We start from the raw sequence: 19,854 nt of genomic DNA, 5'->3' as shown, positions 1-19,854 counted from the left end.
AGTACGGAGAAAGATGTCGATGAATCCCGAGGACGAGGGCCGCGCGCTGGTCCGGCTGCTGTGGCGGGCGGAGGCCGGGGAGCCGGCGCCGGGTCGCAAGGGGCCCAAGCAGCGGCTCACCGTCGACGAGGTGGTCGCGTCCGCGATCGAACTCGCCGATGCGGAGGGCCTCGCGGCGGTGACCATGCGGGCGCTCGCCGCGCGCCTCGGCGTCGGGCCGATGAGCGTGTACACCTACGTGCCGACCCGCGACGTGCTGGTCGCGCTCATGGTCGACGCGGTCGCGCTCGCGCAGCCGCCGGCCGAGCGGCTCGCCACGCTGCGCGCCTCCCTGGTCGCGGCCGTCCGCGCGCGCCGCGACGAGTACCTCGCGCACACGTGGCTGCTCGACGCGCCCTCGTGGCGGGACGTGCTCGGGCCGGGGAAGATCGGGCAGTACGAGGCGCAGCTCGCGCTCCTCGAGGACCTCCCGATCGGCGACCTCGAGCGGGACTGGCTGATCGTGCTGTTGGAGAGCTTCGCCGCGGGCGCCGCCCGCAGTTCCGGGGCGCGCGGCGCCGCGTCGCGGCCGATGACCGACGCGCAGTGGTGGGAGGTCGTCGGGCCGGAGCTCGCCGCGCTCATGCCGCCCGGGAAGTACCCGATCGCGGGCCGCGTCGGCACCGTCGTCGGCGAGTACTACAGCGCGCCCGGCGATCCCGGCGCCGGCTTCGAGCTGGGCCTGCAGGTGCTGCTCGACGGCCTGGAATCGCGGATCCCCGGTCTGCGGGACGGGTAGCGGTCAGCGCCAGGTGATCGGCGCGCCCTCCGCGGCCAGCCAGGCGTCCACGCTGTGTCCGTGCGTCGCCGTGCCGGTGACGGCGCGGACGGCCGCGTGCAGTGCCCGCTCGGCGTCCGCAGCGCTGAGCAGGTCCGCCGCGGAGGCGGCGAGCAGCTCGTCGACGTCGATCAGCTCGATCGGCCTGCCCGGGTGCTCGACGAGGTCGAGGTACCAGTCCTCGGTGTGCCAGACGTTCCCGTCCCGGTGGATCCGGGCGACGTCGAGGTACACGCGCTGATCGCGCTCGTGGCCCGGCGTGAAGTGGAAGATCGTCGCGCGCAGGTCGAACGCGGGGAGCAGCCACGACTCGACCGCGTCGAACTTCGGGTGGTCCGCGCCCCGGAAGACGTACAGCCCGAAGGGCGTCTCCCGGAACTCCTCGACCTCGCGGACGAAGCCCTTGGGATCGGTGTTGGTCATCGCCGGCGGATCGAAGACCTCGCGCTTGGGCGGGTGCACGGCGCCGTCGTCGACCGCGGCATCGGCGGCGAGGCGCAGCACCAGCGTGACCTCGGTGTGCCCCCCGGGGCGGCCGGCAACCGCGCCGGAGGGGCGGAAGCCGTGGCGCCGCAGCAGCGCGCCGAGCGCGTCGTCGTGGGTGCGGACGAGGATCCCGTCGAGCCCTGACGCCCGCTCGCGGGCCGCTCCGAGCAGGGCGGGCACGGCGTCCTCCGCCGCGTCGAGCACCGTCAGGTCCAGCCAGCCGCCGCCCACCGCGCCGATCGCCGCCGCCCCGTCGACGGTGAGCTCGAAAGTCACGTCCGCGTCCATTCGTCCACGATACGACGCTTCGTCAGGATTCCCGGGTGGCAGCGTCACCTGGACCACGTGGGGCGTTCGGTCCGGACACCCCACGTACGATCTCTGCCGTGCCCCAGTACCTGCTCCTCCCCGCCCCCGCCGCCAACCGCGTCTACGCGGAGGCCGCCGCGTCGATGGTGCGCGCCGAGCTGACGGTGCTCAGCCGCGCCGCCCTCGCGGGGCGGGTCGGCCCCGTCGAGACCGCGACGGTCGCGGGCGTCGAGTACCTCGCCTTCGAGGCCGATCCGCTGACCGAGCGCGACCTGGCCTTCCTCGGCCTCACCTCCGCGTTCTACGCGCTCTTCGAGGCCGACGGCGACCTGCTGCGGCCCGTGACGGTGCCCTCGCCCGACCGCTACCCGTCCGACCTGCTGACGATCCTCAAGTACCAGGGCAAGACGAACGAGCAGTTCACGCGGCTCGTGCTCAACATCACCGCGGCGTCGACCGCGCGCCCCGACGGTGTGCTCGACCGGACGCTGCGCGTGCTCGACCCGGTGTGCGGGCGCGGCACCACGCTGAGCCAGGCCGTCATGTACGGCCTCGACGCGGTGGGCATCGACGTGGACACCAAGGACTTCGAGCTCTACAGCTCCTTCTTCACCACCTGGCTCAAGGACCACCGGTTCAAGCACGCCGCCGCGACCACCCCGGTGCGCCGCGAGAAGTCGGTGATCGCCAAGAAGTACGAGGCCGCCTTCGCCGCCGAGAAGGCCGACTACCTGGCAGGGGAGAAGCAGACCCTCACCTGCTACGCCGCCGACACCCTGCTCACCTCCCAGCTGATCAAGCCCGGCACCGTCGACGTGGTGGTCGGCGACCTGCCCTACGGGGTGCAGCACGGCAGCCGCGGCCCGCGGGGCCTGGTGCGCGACCCCCTCGACCTGCTGAACGCCGCCCTCCCCGGCTGGGCCACGCGGCTCCGCACAGGCGGCGCGATGGGGCTCGCGTGGAACACCCGGGTCGCGCCCCGGGCGCGGGTCGCGGAGGTCCTGGAGTCCGCCGGCCTGACGGTGCTCGACGGGCCGGGGTACGACGACCTGCGGCACCGGGTGGACCGGGCGATCACGCGGGACGTGATCGTGGCGCGCAGGGACTGAGCCCTCGCCGCTGCTCGCGGAAAACTTGTCGGTGGGTCGGCCTAGGCTGGTCCCATGGCATTCGCGGCAGAACAACCGGTGGTGGCGCACTCCGAGCACCGGCCCATCGGGGAGATCGAGCGGGCCCCGGCGGAGTTCACGGTGGTCAGCGAGTACGAGCCGGCGGGCGATCAGCCCACCGCCATCGCCGACCTCGAGCGCAGGCTGCGCTCCGGCGAGCGGGACGTGGTGCTCCTCGGCGCCACCGGTACCGGCAAGTCGGCCACCACGGCCTGGCTGATCGAGAAGGTGCAGCGGCCCACGCTCATCATGGCCCCGAACAAGACGCTGGCCGCGCAGCTCGCCAACGAGCTGCGGGCGATGCTGCCGCACAACGCGGTCGAGTACTTCGTCTCGTACTACGACTACTACCAGCCCGAGGCGTACATCGCGCAGTCCGATACGTACATCGAGAAGGACTCGTCGATCAACGACGACGTGGAGCGGCTGCGGCATTCGGCGACCTCGTCGCTGCTGTCGCGGCGGGACGTCGTGGTGGTCGCGTCCGTCTCGTGCATCTACGGCCTCGGCACCCCGCAGAGCTACCTCGACCGTTCGGTGCAGCTCGAGGTGGGTATGGAGGTCGACCGGGACGCCCTGCTGCGGCTGCTCGTCGACGTGCAGTACACCCGCAACGACATGGCCTTCACCCGCGGCTCGTTCCGGGTCCGCGGCGACACCGTCGAGATCATCCCGTCCTACGAGGAGCTCGCCATCCGGATCGAGTTCTTCGGCGACGAGATCGAGGCCCTGTACTACCTGCACCCGCTCACCGGCGACATCGTGCGCCAGGTCGAGGATCTGCGGATCTTCCCCGCCACGCACTACGTCGCGGGGCCCGAGCGGATGGCCCGCGCCATCGAGGGGATCGAGGCCGAGCTGGAGGAGCGGCTGGCGGAGTTCGAGCGGCAGGGGAAGCTGCTCGAGGCCCAGCGGCTGCGGATGCGCACGCAGTACGACCTGGAGATGATGCGGCAGGTCGGCTTCTGCTCCGGCATCGAGAACTACAGCCGCCACATCGACGGGCGCGCCGCGGGCTCGGCGCCCGCCACCCTCATCGACTACTTCCCGGAGGACTTCCTCCTGGTGATCGACGAGTCGCACGTGACCGTCCCGCAGATCGGCGCGATGTTCGAGGGCGACGCTTCGCGCAAGCGCAACCTCGTGGACTTCGGCTTCCGGCTCCCGTCGGCGGTCGACAACCGCCCGCTCACCTGGGAGGAGTTCGCGGGGCGCATCGGGCAGACGGTGTACCTCTCGGCCACCCCCGGCCAGTACGAGCTGGGGCAGACCGGCGGCGAGTTCGTCGAGCAGGTGATCCGCCCCACCGGGCTGGTGGACCCGCAGGTCGTGATCAAGCCGACCAAGGGGCAGATCGACGACCTGATCCACGAGATCCGCGACCGCACGGAGCGCGACGAGCGCGTCCTCGTCACCACCCTCACCAAGAAGATGGCGGAGGACCTCACCGACTACCTGCTCGAGGCGGGCATCCGGGTCCGGTACCTGCACAGCGACATCGACACCCTGCGCCGCGTGGAGCTGCTCCGGCAGCTGCGGCTCGGCGAGTACGACGTGCTGGTCGGCATCAACCTGCTCCGCGAGGGTCTCGACCTGCCGGAGGTCTCACTCGTGGCCATCCTGGACGCCGACAAGGAGGGCTTCCTCCGGTCGACCACCTCCCTCATCCAGACGATCGGCCGCGCGGCCCGCAACGTCTCCGGCGAGGTGCACATGTACGCCGACAAGGTGACCGAGTCGATGCGCGTGGCGATCGAGGAGACGGACCGTCGCCGCGAGAAGCAGATCGCCTACAACACGAAGATGGGCGTCGATCCGAAGCCCTTGCGCAAGAAGATCGCCGACATCCTCGACCAGGTGTACACGGAGGCGGACGACACGGAGCAGGCCATCGGCGGCTCCGGCCGCAACGCCTCCCGGGGCCGCCGGGCCCAGGGGGAGCTGCGGTCGGCGTCGGCGGTGAGCGCCGGGATGTACGAGGGCGAGGACGTGAAATCGATGCCGCGCGCCGAGCTCGCGGACCTGATCTCCGAACTCACGGACCAGATGATGAATGCGGCACGGGAGCTGCAATTCGAGCTCGCGGGCCGGATTCGGGACGAGATCGCCGACCTGAAGAAGGAGCTTCGCGGCATGGACGCCGCCGGTTTGCAATGACCTGCGAAGGCCTGCGAATCGGGTGACATCGGTTGATCCGGTGTGTTCCCCGCCGCAAACGGCCTGTTCCCGGGGACGATGAGGCTATTGTGTCGGAGAAGTAATGCTAGGGCGTTCCCATGGCAGACCTCCGCTGGAGAAACGTAGAGAAAGAGGAGACTCGATGAGTGGCTACAGCACGATCGTCGTCGGCACCGACGGCTCGGAGTCGTCGCTGCGCGCCGTGGAGCGCGCCGCTGCGCTGACCGGCGACGGCAAGCTGGTGATCGCCTGCGCCTTCCTGCCGAGCGAGGGCGCCGATCCGGCCGCCTCCGACATCCTGGGCGCCGACGCGTACCAGCTGCAGGGTGCGAACCCCGTCAACGACATGCTCCGCACCGCCGAGGGCCGCGCGGTCGCCGCCGGCGCGAAGAACGTCGAGAAGCGGGCCATCAAGGGCCAGCCGGTCGACGCGCTGCTGGACCTGGTCAAGTCGCTGCCCGAGCCGGCCCTGCTGGTCGTGGGCAACAAGGGCATGAACTCCCTCACCGGCCGGCTGCTGGGCTCGGTGCCCTCCGACGCGGCCCGCAAGACCTCCGTGGACATCCTGATCGTCCACACCACGTAGTACCGGAGGCCGTCAGGCCTCCAGAGCGCGCAGCGCGCGCGGCAGCGACCCGGACGTGACCACGGTCAACGTCTGGGTCGCTCGCGTCAGGGCCACGTACAGATCCCGAAGCCCCCGGTCGAACTCGACCTCGGCGGGCTCGCCCACGATCAGGCCCGGCTCCACCACGATCACGTGGTCGAACTCCAGCCCCTTCGCATCGCGGACGCTCATCACGCGCACGTTCGGGGCCGTCAGGCGCCGCAGCGGGGCCACCAGGCCCGACGGTGCCAGCACCGCCGTCAGGCGGTCCTCGTCGCGCGGCAGCTCCGCGCGCACGGCCTCGACGAGCGGCCGGCCGCCGTCGACCCGCACCAGCCGAGGCGGCTCCGCGCCCGCTCGCACCGACGCGGGCGGCGACAGCGCGGGATCGATCTCGGCCAGGACGTCGGCCGCGAGATCCATGATCTCCTCGGGCGTGCGGTAGTTCACCGTCAGCTCGGCCACCGTGAACCGTCCGGGAACGTACGGGTCCAGGGCCTCGCCCCAGCTGGTCATCCCGGCGGCGTCGCCGGTCTGCGCGGTATCGCCCACGAGCGTCATCCACCGGTTCGGGCTGCGCCGCATCAGCATTCGCCAGGCCATCGCCGAGAGCTCCTGCGCCTCATCGACGATGATGTGACCGAACGTCCACGTGCGGTCGTCGCGGGCGCGGTCGGCGGTGGAGTTGAACTCGCGCACCGTCTGCCGCTGCGCGAGCTGCTCCGCGTCGATCAGGTCGTACGCCATGAGGATCTCGGCGTCGAACTCGTCGTCCAGATCCTGTGGCGCGGAACCGGTCAGGATGTCGAGCGCCTCCTGCGCCTCCTCGAGTCGCTGCCGCCACTGGCGCTCCGCCTCGTCGGCGTCCGGGTCGTCGTCGCCCAGAAGCTCGGCGATCTCGTCGAGCAGCGGCGCGTCGGCGGGGGAGAAGGCGGGCTTGCCGTCGGCGCCGGTGACCGCGTCGCGGCGCAGCTCGGCGCGATCCGCGTCCGTGAGGTCGGGTGCGGCCTCGGCCAGCCGGTCCTCGTCGCGCAGGAGCTCGGTCAGCACCCGCTGCGGCGTCAGCGCCGGCCACAGCTGATCGAGCGCGCCGAGTACCTCCCGGTCCTGCGCCAGCTCATCGCGGATGTCGGAGATGTCGGTGCGGGAGAGCAGCATCGTGTTGTCCACCACCGACGAGCCGATCGTCGCCGCGTGCTGCGCGGCCAGGGCGTCGAGCGCGGACTGCCGGAAGATCGCGCGGGCCGTGTTGTGCGCTCGCCGCGAGGAGCGGGCGCGGCCCCGGGCGCGGGTGGCGAGCTTCTTGTCGATCGTCAGGGGGTAGCCGTCGAACTTCAGCACGATCGGCTCGTCCGGCACCGTCTGCCAGCCCCGGACCGCCTGCTTGACGACCTCGACCATGGCGGTCGAGCCCTTGAGCCGCGCGGCCGCCGCGGTGTCCTCCAGCGTGGCGATGACGCCGGGGAACAGGTCGCCGATCGTGCTCAGGAGGACGCCGGTCTCGCCGAGGCTGGGGAGCACCTGGCTGATGTAGTTGAGGAAGGTCTCGTTGGGGCCCACGATGAGCACGCCCGTGCGGGAGAGGTTCTGCCGGTACGTGTACAGGAGGTACGCGGCGCGGTGCAGGGCCACGGCGGTCTTGCCGGTGCCGGGGCCGCCCTGCACCACGAGGACGCCGCGGTGCTCCGACCGGATGATCGCGTCCTGCTCGCGCTGGATCGTCTCCACGATGTCGGCCATGTGCCCGGTGCGGGCCCGGTTCAGGGCATCCACCAGCGCGGACTCCCCGGCGACGTTGGAGCCCAGGCCCTGCCCGGCCTCGGCACCGTCGAACCCCTCACCGGTGAGGGTGAGGCGCTCGGCGACCACGCCCGTGAGGTCGCGGCCGCGGGTGCGGACGTGCCGGCGCACCGCGACGCCCTCCGGCTGCGCGGGCGTGGCGAGGTAGAACGGGCGGGCGAGCGGCGCGCGCCAGTCCAGCAGGAGGGTGCTCAGGTCCTCGTCGTCGTCGAGGACGCCGATCCGGCCGATGCGGCGCACCGCGTCGGGCGAGCCCGCGTCTCCGTCGGTCATGTCGAGGCGGCCGAAGTAGAGGTTCTGCTCGGCGGCGTCGTACTTCGCGATGTCGTCGGTGTAGAGCTGGTGGTACGAGTCCCGCTCGGAGATCTCCTGCGGGTTCTCTCCCACCTCCTGCAGGTTGTCGGCCCGGCGCCGGTTCGCGGTGGTGCGCATGGCGTCGATCCGGGCGTACACGCGATCGAGGTGGGCCTGCTCCTCGGCGAGCAGGGGATCGACGGCGTCGGTGGTCACGGGACTCCTCGTGTGCGGCGGCGATGAATCAGACCGTCCATTGTCCACGATCCGCGGGCTCGGCGCCGCCGCCACCCGGCCACGGTCAGTAGTCGGGCAGGTCGATGCCGTTGATCGCGCGCTCGATGACGGCCATGTCCCAGTCCTCGGGCGAGGTGGCGGGTGGCTCGCCGGGGGCGGGGACGGTGCGGCTGGCAGCGTTCCACTGTCCGACCTGTTGGTTGGCCTCGACCATCGGCCGCAGCAGGCGCTCGTACGAGGCGAACGCCGGCTCCGGCCGCCAGTCCGCGGCGGCGAGCTCGCCGGCGAGCACGTAGGCGCCCACCAGTGCGAGGCTGGTGCCCTGCCCGGACATCGGTGACGAGCAGAACGCCGCATCGCCCAGGAGCGCCACGCGCCCCGTCGACCAGGCGTCCATCACGACCTGCGCGACGGCGTCGAGGTAGAAGTCGTCGGCGGCGTCGGCATGGGCGAGGATCCGCGGGGTAAGCCACCTGAGGCCGGCCATCTTGTCGCGGAGCAACGCCTTCTGGGCGTCGGCGTCGCGGACCGCGAGCTCGGCCTCGGTGGCGGCGAACGAGAACAGGGCCATCCCGAGCGCGGCGTCGCGGATCGGGCGCAGGCCCGCCGACCGCCCCGGGACCACGCAGTCGAGCAGCCAGCGGTCCAGCCCGAACTCGTTGGGCACGGTGTAGAAGGCCATCGCGTGCCCGAGGTGGCGCAGGTAGCGCTCGTGCGGCCCGAAGGCGAGCGCGCGGAGCGAGGAGTGCAGGCCGTCGGCACCGATGACCAGGTCGAATCGGCGCTCGGAGCCGCCCGCGAAGGTGACGTCGACCCCGTCCGGATCCTGGGTGAGCGTCGCGATCCGGTCGCCGAACAGGTACTCCACCCGGTCGCGGGTGGCGTCGTGCAGTACCTCGGACAGGTCGCCGCGGAGGATCTCGATGTCGGCGATGAAGCCGTCGCCGCCGTCGTCCTCCGCGCCGAAGGTCTGGAGGACGGTGCCGTCCTCGTCCACGAGGTGCGCCCCAGCGGTTTCCGTGCGCGCCGCGCGGACGGCCCCGTCGAGCCCCATCCGGCGGATCACCTCCCGCGCCACCCCGCGCGCGTCGACCGCCTGCCCGCCCGGCCGGAGACCCGGAGCCCGTTCGACGACGGTGACCTCCGCGCCGTAGTGCGCGAGCCAGTGCGCGAGAGCGGGTCCGGCGATGCTCGCGCCGGCGATCAACACCCTGGGTGCGGCCATAGGGGCTCCTCGGTCGTTCGCGGAAACAACGGTGTTGATCGTAGTGGCGCGCGGCCGGAGTCGACGCGGAACCGCGATCGGCGGACACCGAACCGAGTACGCCGGTGGGGGATTCGGGTACTCCGCTACTCGTGTGGTTCGTCGGCGCCGATCGTAGCGTGACTCGGACCATCCCATCCTCTGAGAAAGGGGCCGATCGTGGACGATCTGTTCCGCTTCGTACTGCTGCGTCCCGCCGACGCTCCGGATGCCACGGAGGTCAAGATCCTGGCCCCGCCGTCCCTCGACACCGCGCGCGGCGCCGGCGTCGCGCGCCGCCGGGCCGTCCAACTCCTGCGTCGGGACGATGCGCTGCGTCGCACCGACGACCTCGCCCACGCGGGCGCCGCCCTCGCCGTCGCCGCCGAGCTGGCCCGCGGCCCGCGGCCGGCGGAAGCCGTCCGCGCCGTCGTCGAGGCGATCACCGGAACCCCGGTGTCCGAGATCGTCGCCGACGACGCCTTCGCCCGCGACGAGGGCCGTCTCGCCGACGTCCTGGTCGCGACGAAACTGGTCTCGGACTCCTCGGGGACCGATGCGCGGGCCCTTGCCACCGCCGCCCGCGGCTACGACGCCCTCCGCGCGCTGGCCGACGGCGCGGACCCGGTGGCGCTGCGGCCCTTGGCGATGCCGGCCTGGGGCGAACGGAATCACGCTGACGCCGGCGAGCGCGAACCGACGGCCCCGGTCGATCGACCGCACGCCGCGACGGCGGGGCCCACCGCACCCGCCGCCTCCGCTGCGCCCACCGCACCTGCTGCGCCCACCGCGCCGTCGGTGACCGAACCCGACCCGGCGACCGTGGCGGAGGTCCAGCGCCTGGACGCGGCGCTGGCCGAGTTGGGCCGCCTGCGCGCGGGCGACTTCCTCGTCGAGCGCGAGGTGCCCCGCGATGCCCCCGCGACGGGTGACGTCCGCGAGGCGCGTGCCGCGCGGCCCGAGACCCGCGAGGGCAGGGAACCCACACGGGAGCAGGTCAATCGGCCGTCTCCGCGGTCCGCGGAGCTGCGGTCCCCGTGGCAGCTGTCGGAGACCACCGTCGGACGGATCTCGTCCGCCGCCCGCGCGACGATCGCGAGCCTGGACCTGGACCTCGCCACGGATGCGCTGCCGTCGGTGATGAGCAGGCTGCACGACGCCCGCACCGAGCTGCTGACCGCCGCGGACGGCCGAATGACCACGGCGTCGAAGACGATCGTCGCGATCGGATCGTCGCTCCTCGGGACCGCGGCGTCCTCCGACTACGTCGGGGCGCCCGCCACCGCGATGCCCACCGGGCACGGCTCCATCCGGCCCGTCGGCATCGGCGACCTGCTCCTAGTCCGCCAGCACGTCCTGCGGTACGAGGGCGGCGAGGTCGGCCACATCGAGAACGTCCTCAAGACGGAGCGCCTCAACCGTGAGACCCGCCGCCTGGACCGCACCGAGACGACGATCCTCACCGAATCGGAGACCACCCGGGAGGACGAGCGCGACGTGCAGTCGACGGACCGGTTCTCCCTCAAACGCGAGACCAGCCAGACGCTCAAGCAGGACACCGAGTTCAAGGCCGGCGTCTCCGTCGACGCGAAGTACGGCCCGTTCGTCGAGGTCAAGGCCAACGCCGACTACAGCACCAAGAGCTCCAGCGAGGAGTCCGCCAAGCAGGCGTCCGAGTTCAGCAAGGACGTCGTCGCCCGGTCGGTGAGCAAGGTGATCGAGCGGGTCCTCGAGCGCCGCTCCACCACGACGATCAACGAGTTCGAGGAGAAGTACAGTCACGGCTTCGACAACACGACCGGCGGGGGCAACGTCAGCGGCGTCTACCAGTGGGTCGACAAGGTGATGCAGGCCCAGGTCTACAACTACGGCAAGCGCTTGTTGTTCGACGTGACGGTGCCGGAGCCGGGGACCGCTTTCATCACCGCGCAGAACGCGAACCCCGCGGAGGGGGAGCAGCTCAGCAAGCCCGTCCCGTTCACCCTCACCGCGGACCAGATCACCGAGGCCAACTACACGACATGGGCGCACCGGTACGACGTGACCGGCCTGGAGGCGCCGCCCCCGCCGATCCGCACCGTGGCCAAGGCCTTCGACGCCGTGGTCAACCAGTCGCCGTACGAGAGCTCCAAGTCCCAGGACCTGGCCATCGACGACGGCTACGTCGCCAAGTACGCGCTGTTCCAGTGCGGCTTCTGGTACTACCCGAACTCGGCGGCGTGGCACGTCATGATCGGCAGCAACTGGGTCGACGCGATCAACGGCGTCGGCTACGTCGACATGGCGGGCGAGGTCGGCTCGGTCTCGGTCGCCTACTTCGGCCACGGCATGCGGAACCTGGCCGCCACCGTCGAGATCTTCTGCGAGCGGACGCCGCGCGCCTACAAGGCGTGGCAGCTCAAGGCCCACGCGGCCATCACCCAGGGCTATCTCGCGAAGGTGCAGGCGTACGAGTCCGCGCTCGCGGAGGCGGCGGCCAAGGCCGGCGTGGTCATCTCCGGCCGCAACCCGGGGTGGAACCAGCGCATCACGACCACGGAACTGCGCAAGCAGTGCCTGACCATGATCACCGCGCAGCACTTCGACGCGTTCGGCGCGCTGAGCCTCTCCGCCGAGGGCTATCCCCAGCCGCACCTCGCGCGGGCCGCCGCGCAGATGCCGTACGTGCGGTTCTTCGAGCAGGCCTTCGAGTGGGAGCACCTCGTGTACTTCTTCTACCCGTACTTCTGGGGCTGGAAGCCCGGCTGGTCGCACCGCATGCTGCTCGACGACGTCGATCCGCTCTTCGCGGACTTCCTGCGGGCCGGCGCCGCGCGCGTGGTCTTCCCCGTCCGCCCCGGTTTCGAGGCGGCGGTGCTCCACTACCTGGAGACCGGCGAGATCTGGAGCGGCGGACCGGCGCCCGACGTCACCGATCCGCTGTACGTCCCGATCATCAAGGAGATCCAGGAGGCCACCGGCGCGCCCGGCAACGAGGTGCCCCAGGGCGAGCCGTGGCTCGTGCACCTCCCGACGACCCTCGCCGAGCTCCGTCCGAACGACGACCTGCCGTCGTGGACGAAGGTCGGCGAGGACTGGCAGCCGGTCGACTGAGCGGGCGGGAGCGCCGAGATGAAACAGGGCGTGTTGGTCGCGGGGGTCGACTACGAGTTCAAGGGCGTCGACTTCCGCCAGCTGGCGGACAACCGTCGCCGCCTCCTCGAGCGCCGCAACACCGCGCGGGCCGACCTGCGCTTCGTGACGATGGACGTCCGCGCGGGGGAGGTCGAGGTCCGCGACATCACCTTCCCCGGCGGCAAGCGCACGGAGGCCGTCACCAGCTCGAAGCCCTTCAGTCCGGTGGGCCGCGCGAGCTACACGACGGTCGGCGGGCACACGCGGTTCAAGCCCGGGCAGTGGACCGTGATGGGCATGCCCGAGGTGTACCGACGGGTGCAGGACATCGGCGCCGCCGCTCCCGGCACGTTGACCGAGCTGAGCGTCTTCAGCCACGGCTGGATGGGCGGCCCGATCCTGGTCAACAGCGACGACGACCGCACCATCGAGCTGACCATCCCCAACCTGTTCGGCGCACCGTCGACGATGACGGTGCCGCTGACGGGCACGATGCGGGACCCGGACGACAGGGACGCCCGGCCCCGGCTGGACTTCCAGCCCCCGACGATGGAGGCGACGCAGCTCGACCTGTTCCGCAAGGCCTTCGCCGCGGACGGGGTGTCGTGGCTGTGGGGCTGTGCTTTCCCGAAGGTGGTGCACCACACGCTGTGGGCGGTCGAGCAGGCGAAGGGGTACACCGGATCCGGGCTCGGCGGTGACGTGGTGCTCAAACTCGACGCGGTGGTGGACGAGGACGTGGACCTGCTCAACCAACTCCTGACCGGGGTCGCCGGGTTCACCCCGTTCCGGCCCCGCAGCTCGACGGTGTCGGTCGCCTTCAAGTTCCTCAGGCACGCCTTCTGCCGCGCCAACCAGGCGTCCTACGCCGCGGCGCTCGCGGACGCGTCCCGGGCGGCGGTGCACGCCGCGCCGCTGGGGACGTACTCGGAGTACGACGTCGGCGGGGACAAGCTGATGAACGTCCACAGCGGTTTCACCGCGCACTTCACCTTCTACAAGAACTACCTCGGCTTCGCCCTCGATCCCGAGGGTCGGCGGTACGCCGTCTACCGGCCGGGGCTCGCGTGTCCGGCCCCCTGAGCGGGCGATTCGTGCGCGGCGCTGAAGCGCGCCTTCTTCTCCTTGTTGCCGCAGGTGTTCATCTCGCACCAGCGGCGGCTACGACTGCGGCTGGTGTCGAAGAACGCCGCCCGGCAGGTCGGCGAGGCGCACAGCGCCCAGCGACCGGGCCGCTCGCCGGCGAGGAGCGTGATCGCGTCGCGGGCGATCACCCCGAGGGCGTCCGTGGTCTCGTCGCCCGCGGTGAGGTCCCATCGTCCCTGCCGCTGCGGGGTCAGGACCAGCGCCGCCCGGCCCCGCGCGCTGCAGTCGTTGAGGACTCGGACCGCGCGCGGCGGGAGGGGCTCGTCGCGGGCGGCGGCGGTCGCGGCGCGGTGGATCGCCTCGCGCAGCTCGACGGCGCGGACGAGGTCGTCGTCCGTGCACGCGAAGACGGCGAGCCCGACGGCGGCGAACCAGTCAGCGAGGCGCTGCGGCGTGGGGATCCGCTCGACCGGATCGCCGCAGCGTTCCGTGAGCGTCGCGGTGAAGCCGGTGGCGAGCTCGCTGCCGAGGCGGAAGTCGGGGAACGGTCCCATGGAACCAGCATAGCCGGTTGTCACTCGGGGACCGGTCGTGTTAGAACCGTCATAGCCGGTTCAAAAGGAAGCCGGGTCGGGCAACGGTCAGGAGGTCTGTCATGCCCCGCTCCGACGGAATCGAATCCTTCGACACGCGCGCCGACGAGGCCGAGCTCGGCGACCTCCGCGCACGGCTCGCCGCGGCGCGGCTCCCCGAGCCGGAGACCGTCTGCGGCGCACCGCCGGGGCGCGGTCGGTGGGCCCAGGGCGTCCCGCTCGCCGACCTCGTGGACCTCGTCGACTACTGGCGCACCGAGTACGACTGGCGGCTGTTCGAGGACCGCCTGCGCCGCATCGGTCAATTCCGCACGATCGTCGACGGCCTCGGGATCCACTTCCTGCACCGGCGTTCCGCTCGGCCGGACGCGACACCGCTGATCCTGACCCACGGTTGGCCGGGCAGCGTCGCGGAGTTCGTCGACGTCGTGGCCGCACTGACCGACCCCGTCGACGACGGGGCGCCCGCGTTCCACGTCGTGATCCCGTCGCTCCCGGGGTTCGGCTTCAGCGACAAGCCCTCGGCGCCCGGGTGGGGGACCGAGCGGATCGCGGCCGCATGGGTCGAGCTCATGGGCAGGCTCGGGTACCCGCGCTTCCTGGCGCACGGCGGGGACTGGGGCGGGAACATCACGACGGTGCTCGCGGGCCGCTTCCCGGACCACGTCCTCGGCATCCACACCACCTTCGCGGAGGGGCCGCCCGGCCTGACCACCGAGGGCCTCACGCCGGTGGAGCGCGCATGGGCCGCGGAGACCGCGGACTTCTGGGCGAACCGCGCCGGCTACGCGAAGCAGCAGGCAACGCGCCCGCAGACCATCGGGTACTCGCTCGTCGACTCCCCGGTGGGGCTCCTCGCGTGGATCCTCGACAAGTTCGCCGAATGGTCGGACACCGAGGACAGCCCGTTCGAGACGATCTCGCGCGACCGGGTGCTGGACGACGTCACGCTGTACTGGCTGACGCGATCCGGCGCCTCCGCCGCGCGCATCTACGCCGAGAGCCACGCGGCGCTCGATCCGGCGCTCCGCGTCGACGTACCGGCGGCGATCACCATCTACCCGCGCGACATCGAGAAATACCCGCGCCCGTGGTCGGAGCAGCGCTACCGGCGCATCGTTCGGTGGTGGTCACCGGAACACGGAGGGCACTTCCCTTCCCTCGAGGTGCCCGATCTGTACGTTCAGGACCTGCGGGAGGGGCTCGCCGCAGTGCTCGCGGCGCATGGTGATCGCGTGGCGTGACGTCGGCGGATCTCGGGGCGGATCAAACCCTCCGCGCTGCACACTGGACGCATGACTCGGTGGGTGCTGCACGTCGACATGGACCAGTTCCTGGCCGCGATCGAGATGCAGCGCCGCCCCGAGCTCATGGGTCTCCCCGTGGTCGTCGGCGGACGCGGCGACCCGACCGAGCGGGCCGTCGTGTCCACGGCGTCGTACGAGGCCCGCGCGTTCGGCATCCGGTCCGGCATGCCGCTGCGCACCGCGGCCAAGCGATGTCCCGACGCCGTCTTCCTCCCCGTGGATTTCCCGGTCTACGAACAGGTGTCCGCCGAGGTGATGCGCACGCTACGGGCCCTCCCCGACGCGTCCGTGCAGGTCCTGGGGTGGGACGAGGCCTTCGTCGGGCTGGACACGGAGGACCCGGCCGCGGCGGCCGCCGCCATCCAGCGCGCGGTGCTCGGCGCGACCGGTCTGCACTGCTCGATCGGGATCGGCGCCACCACCGTGCGTGCGAAGAACGCCACCGACCTCGGCAAGCCGCGCGGCGTCTTCCGGCTCACCAAGGAGAACTGGCTCACGGTCATGGGTGAGCGGCCCACGCGCGAGCTGTGGGGGATCGGATCGCGGTTGTCCCAGCGGCTGGCGGGCTTGGGCATCGGCACGGTCGCGGACCTGGCCGCCGCCGACGAGGCCGCCCTGGCCGCGGAGTTCGGACCGCGCACCGGCCCCTACCTGCGGGGGTTGGGGCGCGGTGCGGGGCCCGACCGGGTGGACGAGACGCCGTGGGTCGCCCGCGCCCACGGGCACGAGCGGACCTTTCAGGAGGATCTCGTGACACCCGAGCAGGTCCGCGGCGCGCTGGACGAGCTGGCGGGCGCAGTCGTGGCGGACCTGCGGGCGGAGGCCCGCCCGTGCATGCGGGTGCACGTGAAGGTGAGGTTCGCGCCCTTCTTCACCGTCAATCGCGTGCGCAAGCTGCCCGAGCCGACCTTCGATCCGGCGACCATCGCCGACACCGCCGAGGCGCTGTACCGAGCCCTCGACGACGATCGCCCGGTGCGGCTGCTGGGCGTGCGCGGCGAAATGGTGCCGCCGGAGGGCGGCTACCCCTGATCGGCTACCAGCCGCGCTCGCGCCATTCCGCGAGATGCGGACGCTCGGCGCCGATCGTCGTGCCCTTACCGTGGCCGGGGTGCACGACGGTGTCGTCGTCGAAGCGGTCGAAGAGCTTGGTGGTCACGTCGGCGTAGAGGCGGTCGAAGTCCTCGGGCGAGCCGGTCTTGCCGACGCCGCCCGGGAACAGGCTGTCGCCGGTGAACAGGTGGACGGGCGCGCCGTCGAACTCCGGACGCAGGGCGAGCGCGATCGAGCCGGGCGTGTGGCCGACGAGCTCGATGACGTCGAACGTGAGATCGCCCACGGTGAGCACCTCGCCGTCCGACAGAGTGCGGTCGGTGGGAGCGTCGATGCCCACGGCGTCGTTGACGCCGGCCGCCGCGGGCACGCCGAGACCCTCGCGGACCTCGGTCAGCGCGTACCAATGGTCCAGGTGGCGGTGGGTGGTGACGATCAGCTCGACGCCGCCGGTCTCCCGCGCGACCTCGAGGATCTTCTCGGCCTCATTGGCGGCGTCGATGAGGAGCGTGCGCCCGGAGGAATCACTCACCAGGTAGACGGTGTTGTCCATACCGCCGACGGAAATCTGCTTGATCGTGGTGGTCACGGCCTCGACGCTACCGCGCGGCGAAAACTTGTCGGTGCGGTTGCCTAGCATTGACGAGGGCCCGCGCTGTGGGCCTGCAATGAGTCAGATGAGGGGATCACGGTGGTCGATCGTTTGATCGTGCGCGGCGCGCGCGAGCACAACCTGCGGGGTATCGATGTGGATCTCCCGCGCGACAGCCTGATCGTGTTCACGGGGCTCTCGGGCTCCGGCAAGTCCAGCCTCGCGTTCGACACGATCTTCGCCGAGGGGCAGCGGCGCTACGTCGAGTCGCTCTCGGCGTACGCGCGCCAGTTCCTCGGGCAGATGGACAAGCCCGACGTCGACTTCATCGAGGGCCTCTCGCCCGCGGTGTCGATCGACCAGAAGTCGACCAACCGCAACCCGCGGTCGACCGTCGGCACCATCACCGAGGTCTACGACTACCTGCGCCTGCTCTACGCGCGGGCCGGCACGCCGCACTGTCCCGAGTGCGGCTCGGTGATCGCGCGGCAGACCCCGCAACAGATCGTCGACCAGGTGCTCGACATGGAGCAGGGCACCCGCTTCCAGGTGCTCGCGCCCGTCGTCCGCACCCGCAAGGGCGAGTTCGTCGACCTGTTCAACCAGCTGCAGACGCAGGGCTACTCCCGCGCCCGGATCGATGGCGTGGTCTACCAGCTCGCGGAGCCGCCGAAGCTGAAGAAGCAGGAGAAGCACGACATCGAGGTGGTGATCGACCGCCTGGCGGTGAAGGCGACCGCCAAGCAGCGCCTCACCGATTCCATCGAGACGGCCCTGCGGCTGGCCGACGGCATCGTCGTGCTCGATTTCGTGGACCGGGAGGAGAACGACCCCGAGCGGGAGCGGCGCTTCTCCGAGAAGATGGCGTGCCCGAACGGCCACCCCATCGCGGTCGACGATCTGGAGCCGCGCTCCTTCTCCTTCAACTCGCCCTACGGTGCGTGCCCGGAGTGCGACGGCCTCGGCGTTCGCAAGGAGGTCGACCCGGAGCTCGTGATCCAGGACCCCACGATGACGCTCAACGAGGGCGCGATCGCACCGTGGTCGGTGGGGCAGAGCGCCGAGTACTTCCTCCGCCTGCTGTCCGGACTGGGCGATGCGATGGGCTTCGACCTGGACACCCCGTGGAAGGACCTGCAGGCGAAGGCCCGTAAGGCGGTGATGGAGGGCTCCGAGCACCAGGTGCACGTGAAGTACCGCAACCGGTACGGCCGCACCCGCTCGTACTACGCCGAGTTCGAGGGCGTCATGCCCTTCCTGCACCGCCGCCTCGAGTCGACCGAGTCGGAGCAGATGAAGGAGCGGTACGAGGGCTACATGCGCGACGTGCCGTGCCCGGCGTGCTCCGGGGCGCGGCTGCGGCCCGAGATCCTCGCCGTGACGCTCGACCATCCGCGGTTCGGCGAGAAGTCGATCGCGGACGTCGCGGCGATGTCCGTGGGGGAGTGCTCCGACTACCTCTCCGACCTCAAGCTCGGCGCGCGCGAGGCCGCGATCGCCGGCCGCGTGCTCAAGGAGGTGCAGGCCCGCATCGCGTTCCTGCTGGACGTGGGCCTGGAGTACCTCTCCTTGTCGCGCGCCGCGGGCTCGCTGTCGGGCGGCGAGGCGCAGCGCATCCGGCTCGCCACGCAGATCGGCTCCGGCCTCGCCGGCGTGCTGTACGTGCTCGACGAGCCGTCGATCGGCCTGCACCAGCGCGACAACCGCCGGCTGATCGACACCCTCGTGCGGCTGCGCGACCTGGGCAACACGCTCATCGTCGTCGAGCACGACGAGGACACGATCCGCACCGCCGACTGGGTCGTCGACATCGGCCCGTACGCGGGCGAGCACGGCGGCAAGGTCGTGCACAGCGGCACCTACAAGGCGCTGCTCAAGAACAAGGACTCGCTGACCGGCGCCTACCTCTCGGGCCGGCGCGCGCTGCCCGTGCCGGCGGTGCGCCGTCCGATCGACAAGAAGCGCCAGCTCAAGGTCGTCGGGGCGCGCGAACACAACCTCAAGAACATCGACGTCGCCTTCCCTCTGGGCGTGCTGACGGCGGTCACCGGCGTCTCGGGTTCGGGCAAGTCGACCCTCGTCAACGACATCCTCGCGACGGTGCTCGCGAACAAGCTCAACGGCGCGCGCCAGGTGCCGGGGCGCCACAGCCGCGTCACCGGGCTCGACGACCTCGACAAGCTGGTGCAGGTCGACCAGTCGCCGATCGGCCGCACGCCGCGGTCCAACCCCGCCACGTACACGGGCGTCTTCGACAAGATCCGCACGCTGTTCGCCGCCACCACCGAGGCGAAGGTGCGTGGCTACCAGCCCGGACGCTTCTCGTTCAACGTCAAGGGCGGCCGGTGCGAGGCGTGCTCGGGCGACGGCACCATCAAGATCGAGATGAACTTCCTGCCGGACGTCTACGTCCCGTGCGAGGTGTGCCACGGCGCGCGCTACAACCGCGAGACCCTGGAAGTGCACTACAAGGGCAAGAACATCGCCGAGGTGCTGGACATGCCGATCGAGGAGGCCGCGGAGTTCTTCGAGGCGGTCACGTCGATCCACCGCTACCTCAAGACGCTCGTCGAGGTCGGCCTCGGTTACGTCCGGTTGGGCCAGCCGGCCACCACGCTGTCGGGCGGCGAGGCGCAGCGCGTGAAGCTCGCGGCCGAGCTGCAGAAGCGGTCCAACGGCCGCACCGTCTACATCCTCGACGAGCCGACCACCGGCCTGCACTTCGAGGACATCGCGAAGCTGCTGCAGGTGATCGATGGGTTGGTCGACAAGGGCAACTCGGTGCTCGTGATCGAGCACAACCTGGACGTCATCAAGACCGCCGACTGGGTCATCGACATGGGGCCGGAGGGCGGTCACGGGGGCGGCACCGTCGTCGCCCAGGGCACCCCCGAGGACGTGGCCGCGGTGCCGGATTCCTACACAGGAACCTTCCTCAAGGAGGTTCTGGCCACGTAGGAGGGCCGCCG

At 71.2% G+C, this 19,854-nt stretch carries 14 protein-coding genes; 9 read left to right on the top strand and 5 right to left on the bottom strand.

Going from position 1 to position 19,854, the window contains the following annotated elements; translation table 11 throughout:
- Positions 1–19 precede the first annotated feature (19 nt).
- On the top strand, positions 20–778 hold the full coding sequence (locus WFK95_RS20250) for a TetR/AcrR family transcriptional regulator (RefSeq protein WP_336671734.1): 759 nt from the start codon (positions 20–22) through the stop codon (positions 776–778).
- Positions 779–781: 3 nt separating this feature from the next.
- On the opposite strand, the gene WFK95_RS20245 is transcribed toward WFK95_RS20250, so the two are convergent.
- Entirely contained in the window at positions 782–1,240 is a 459-nt protein-coding gene (locus tag WFK95_RS20245) for a DUF402 domain-containing protein (protein WP_224647509.1), read from the bottom strand.
- A 449-nt stretch (positions 1,241–1,689) separates the two neighbouring features.
- On the opposite strand from WFK95_RS20245, the gene WFK95_RS20240 reads away from it, so the two are divergent.
- From WFK95_RS20240 to WFK95_RS20230, 3 genes are all read left to right on the top strand, one after another.
- Positions 1,690–2,721, top strand: coding sequence for a TRM11 family SAM-dependent methyltransferase (locus tag WFK95_RS20240; RefSeq protein ID WP_336671733.1), 1,032 nt, complete (start codon positions 1,690–1,692; stop codon positions 2,719–2,721).
- 54 nt (positions 2,722–2,775) lie between these two features.
- Entirely contained in the window at positions 2,776–4,938 is a 2,163-nt protein-coding gene (gene uvrB, locus WFK95_RS20235; protein WP_336671732.1) for an excinuclease ABC subunit UvrB, read from the top strand.
- A gap of 163 nt (positions 4,939–5,101) precedes the next feature.
- Entirely contained in the window at positions 5,102–5,545 is a 444-nt protein-coding gene (locus WFK95_RS20230) for a universal stress protein (RefSeq protein WP_224647414.1), read from the top strand.
- 12 nt (positions 5,546–5,557) lie between these two features.
- Here the strand turns inward: WFK95_RS20230 and WFK95_RS20225 are convergent, their stop codons facing one another.
- A complete protein-coding gene (locus WFK95_RS20225) occupies positions 5,558–7,798 on the bottom strand; it encodes a HelD family protein (protein WP_336671848.1) in 2,241 nt (746 codons plus the stop codon).
- A gap of 163 nt (positions 7,799–7,961) precedes the next feature.
- Complete coding sequence (locus WFK95_RS20220) at positions 7,962–9,122, bottom strand: FAD-dependent monooxygenase (RefSeq protein WP_336671731.1); 1,161 nt, start codon at positions 9,120–9,122, stop codon at positions 7,962–7,964.
- Positions 9,123–9,320: 198 nt separating this feature from the next.
- On the opposite strand from WFK95_RS20220, the gene WFK95_RS20215 reads away from it, so the two are divergent.
- Both WFK95_RS20215 and WFK95_RS20210 read left to right on the top strand, forming a co-directional pair.
- Positions 9,321–12,233 (top strand): hypothetical protein, encoded by a 2,913-nt coding sequence (locus WFK95_RS20215; protein WP_336671730.1) that lies wholly within the window; start codon positions 9,321–9,323, stop codon positions 12,231–12,233.
- A gap of 18 nt (positions 12,234–12,251) precedes the next feature.
- Entirely contained in the window at positions 12,252–13,337 is a 1,086-nt protein-coding gene (locus WFK95_RS20210; RefSeq protein ID WP_336671729.1) for a hypothetical protein, read from the top strand.
- On the opposite strand, the gene WFK95_RS20205 is transcribed toward WFK95_RS20210, so the two are convergent.
- A complete protein-coding gene (locus WFK95_RS20205) occupies positions 13,304–13,894 on the bottom strand; it encodes a CGNR zinc finger domain-containing protein (protein ID WP_336671728.1) in 591 nt (196 codons plus the stop codon). The two genes, WFK95_RS20210 and WFK95_RS20205, sit on opposite strands and share 34 nt — an antisense overlap.
- A 101-nt stretch (positions 13,895–13,995) precedes the next feature.
- Between WFK95_RS20205 and WFK95_RS20200 the strand changes: the two genes are divergently transcribed.
- Both WFK95_RS20200 and WFK95_RS20195 read left to right on the top strand, forming a co-directional pair.
- Positions 13,996–15,177: an epoxide hydrolase family protein gene (locus WFK95_RS20200; protein WP_336671727.1), complete on the top strand. Its 1,182-nt coding sequence runs from the start codon at positions 13,996–13,998 to the stop codon at positions 15,175–15,177.
- Between the two features lie 51 nt (positions 15,178–15,228).
- Positions 15,229–16,272, top strand: coding sequence for a DNA polymerase IV (locus WFK95_RS20195; protein WP_336671726.1), 1,044 nt, complete (start codon positions 15,229–15,231; stop codon positions 16,270–16,272).
- A gap of 4 nt (positions 16,273–16,276) precedes the next feature.
- On the opposite strand, the gene WFK95_RS20190 is transcribed toward WFK95_RS20195, so the two are convergent.
- Positions 16,277–16,933 (bottom strand): MBL fold metallo-hydrolase, encoded by a 657-nt coding sequence (locus WFK95_RS20190; RefSeq protein WP_336671725.1) that lies wholly within the window; start codon positions 16,931–16,933, stop codon positions 16,277–16,279.
- A gap of 51 nt (positions 16,934–16,984) precedes the next feature.
- On the opposite strand from WFK95_RS20190, the gene uvrA reads away from it, so the two are divergent.
- Positions 16,985–19,843, top strand: coding sequence for an excinuclease ABC subunit UvrA (gene uvrA, locus WFK95_RS20185; RefSeq protein WP_336671724.1), 2,859 nt, complete (start codon positions 16,985–16,987; stop codon positions 19,841–19,843).
- Positions 19,844–19,854 lie beyond the last annotated feature (11 nt).

The organism is Tsukamurella sp. USMM236, assembly GCF_037148755.1.
GTDB lineage: Bacteria > Actinomycetota > Actinomycetes > Mycobacteriales > Mycobacteriaceae > Tsukamurella.
Note: the sequence above shows the minus strand (reverse complement) of the source record. Positions and strands in the feature narration are given on the sequence as shown.

Bases quoted from the DNA above. Each gene is read 5' to 3' on its own strand.
- WFK95_RS20195 (WP_336671726.1), top strand. From the start codon at position 15,229: ATGACTCGGTGGGTGCTGCACGTCGACATGGACCAGTTCCTGGCCGCG.
- WFK95_RS20225 (WP_336671848.1), bottom strand. From the start codon at position 7,798: ATGCGCACCACCGCGAACCGGCGCCGGGCCGACAACCTGCAGGAGGTG.
- WFK95_RS20200 (WP_336671727.1), top strand. From the start codon at position 13,996: ATGCCCCGCTCCGACGGAATCGAATCCTTCGACACGCGCGCCGACGAG.
- WFK95_RS20245 (WP_224647509.1), bottom strand. From the start codon at position 1,240: ATGACCAACACCGATCCCAAGGGCTTCGTCCGCGAGGTCGAGGAGTTC.
- WFK95_RS20205 (WP_336671728.1), bottom strand. From the start codon at position 13,894: ATGGGACCGTTCCCCGACTTCCGCCTCGGCAGCGAGCTCGCCACCGGC.
- WFK95_RS20220 (WP_336671731.1), bottom strand. From the start codon at position 9,122: ATGGCCGCACCCAGGGTGTTGATCGCCGGCGCGAGCATCGCCGGACCC.
- WFK95_RS20210 (WP_336671729.1), top strand. From the start codon at position 12,252: ATGAAACAGGGCGTGTTGGTCGCGGGGGTCGACTACGAGTTCAAGGGC.
- uvrB (WP_336671732.1), top strand. From the start codon at position 2,776: ATGGCATTCGCGGCAGAACAACCGGTGGTGGCGCACTCCGAGCACCGG.
- WFK95_RS20230 (WP_224647414.1), top strand. From the start codon at position 5,102: ATGAGTGGCTACAGCACGATCGTCGTCGGCACCGACGGCTCGGAGTCG.
- WFK95_RS20250 (WP_336671734.1), top strand. From the start codon at position 20: ATGAATCCCGAGGACGAGGGCCGCGCGCTGGTCCGGCTGCTGTGGCGG.
- WFK95_RS20190 (WP_336671725.1), bottom strand. From the start codon at position 16,933: ATGCTAGGCAACCGCACCGACAAGTTTTCGCCGCGCGGTAGCGTCGAG.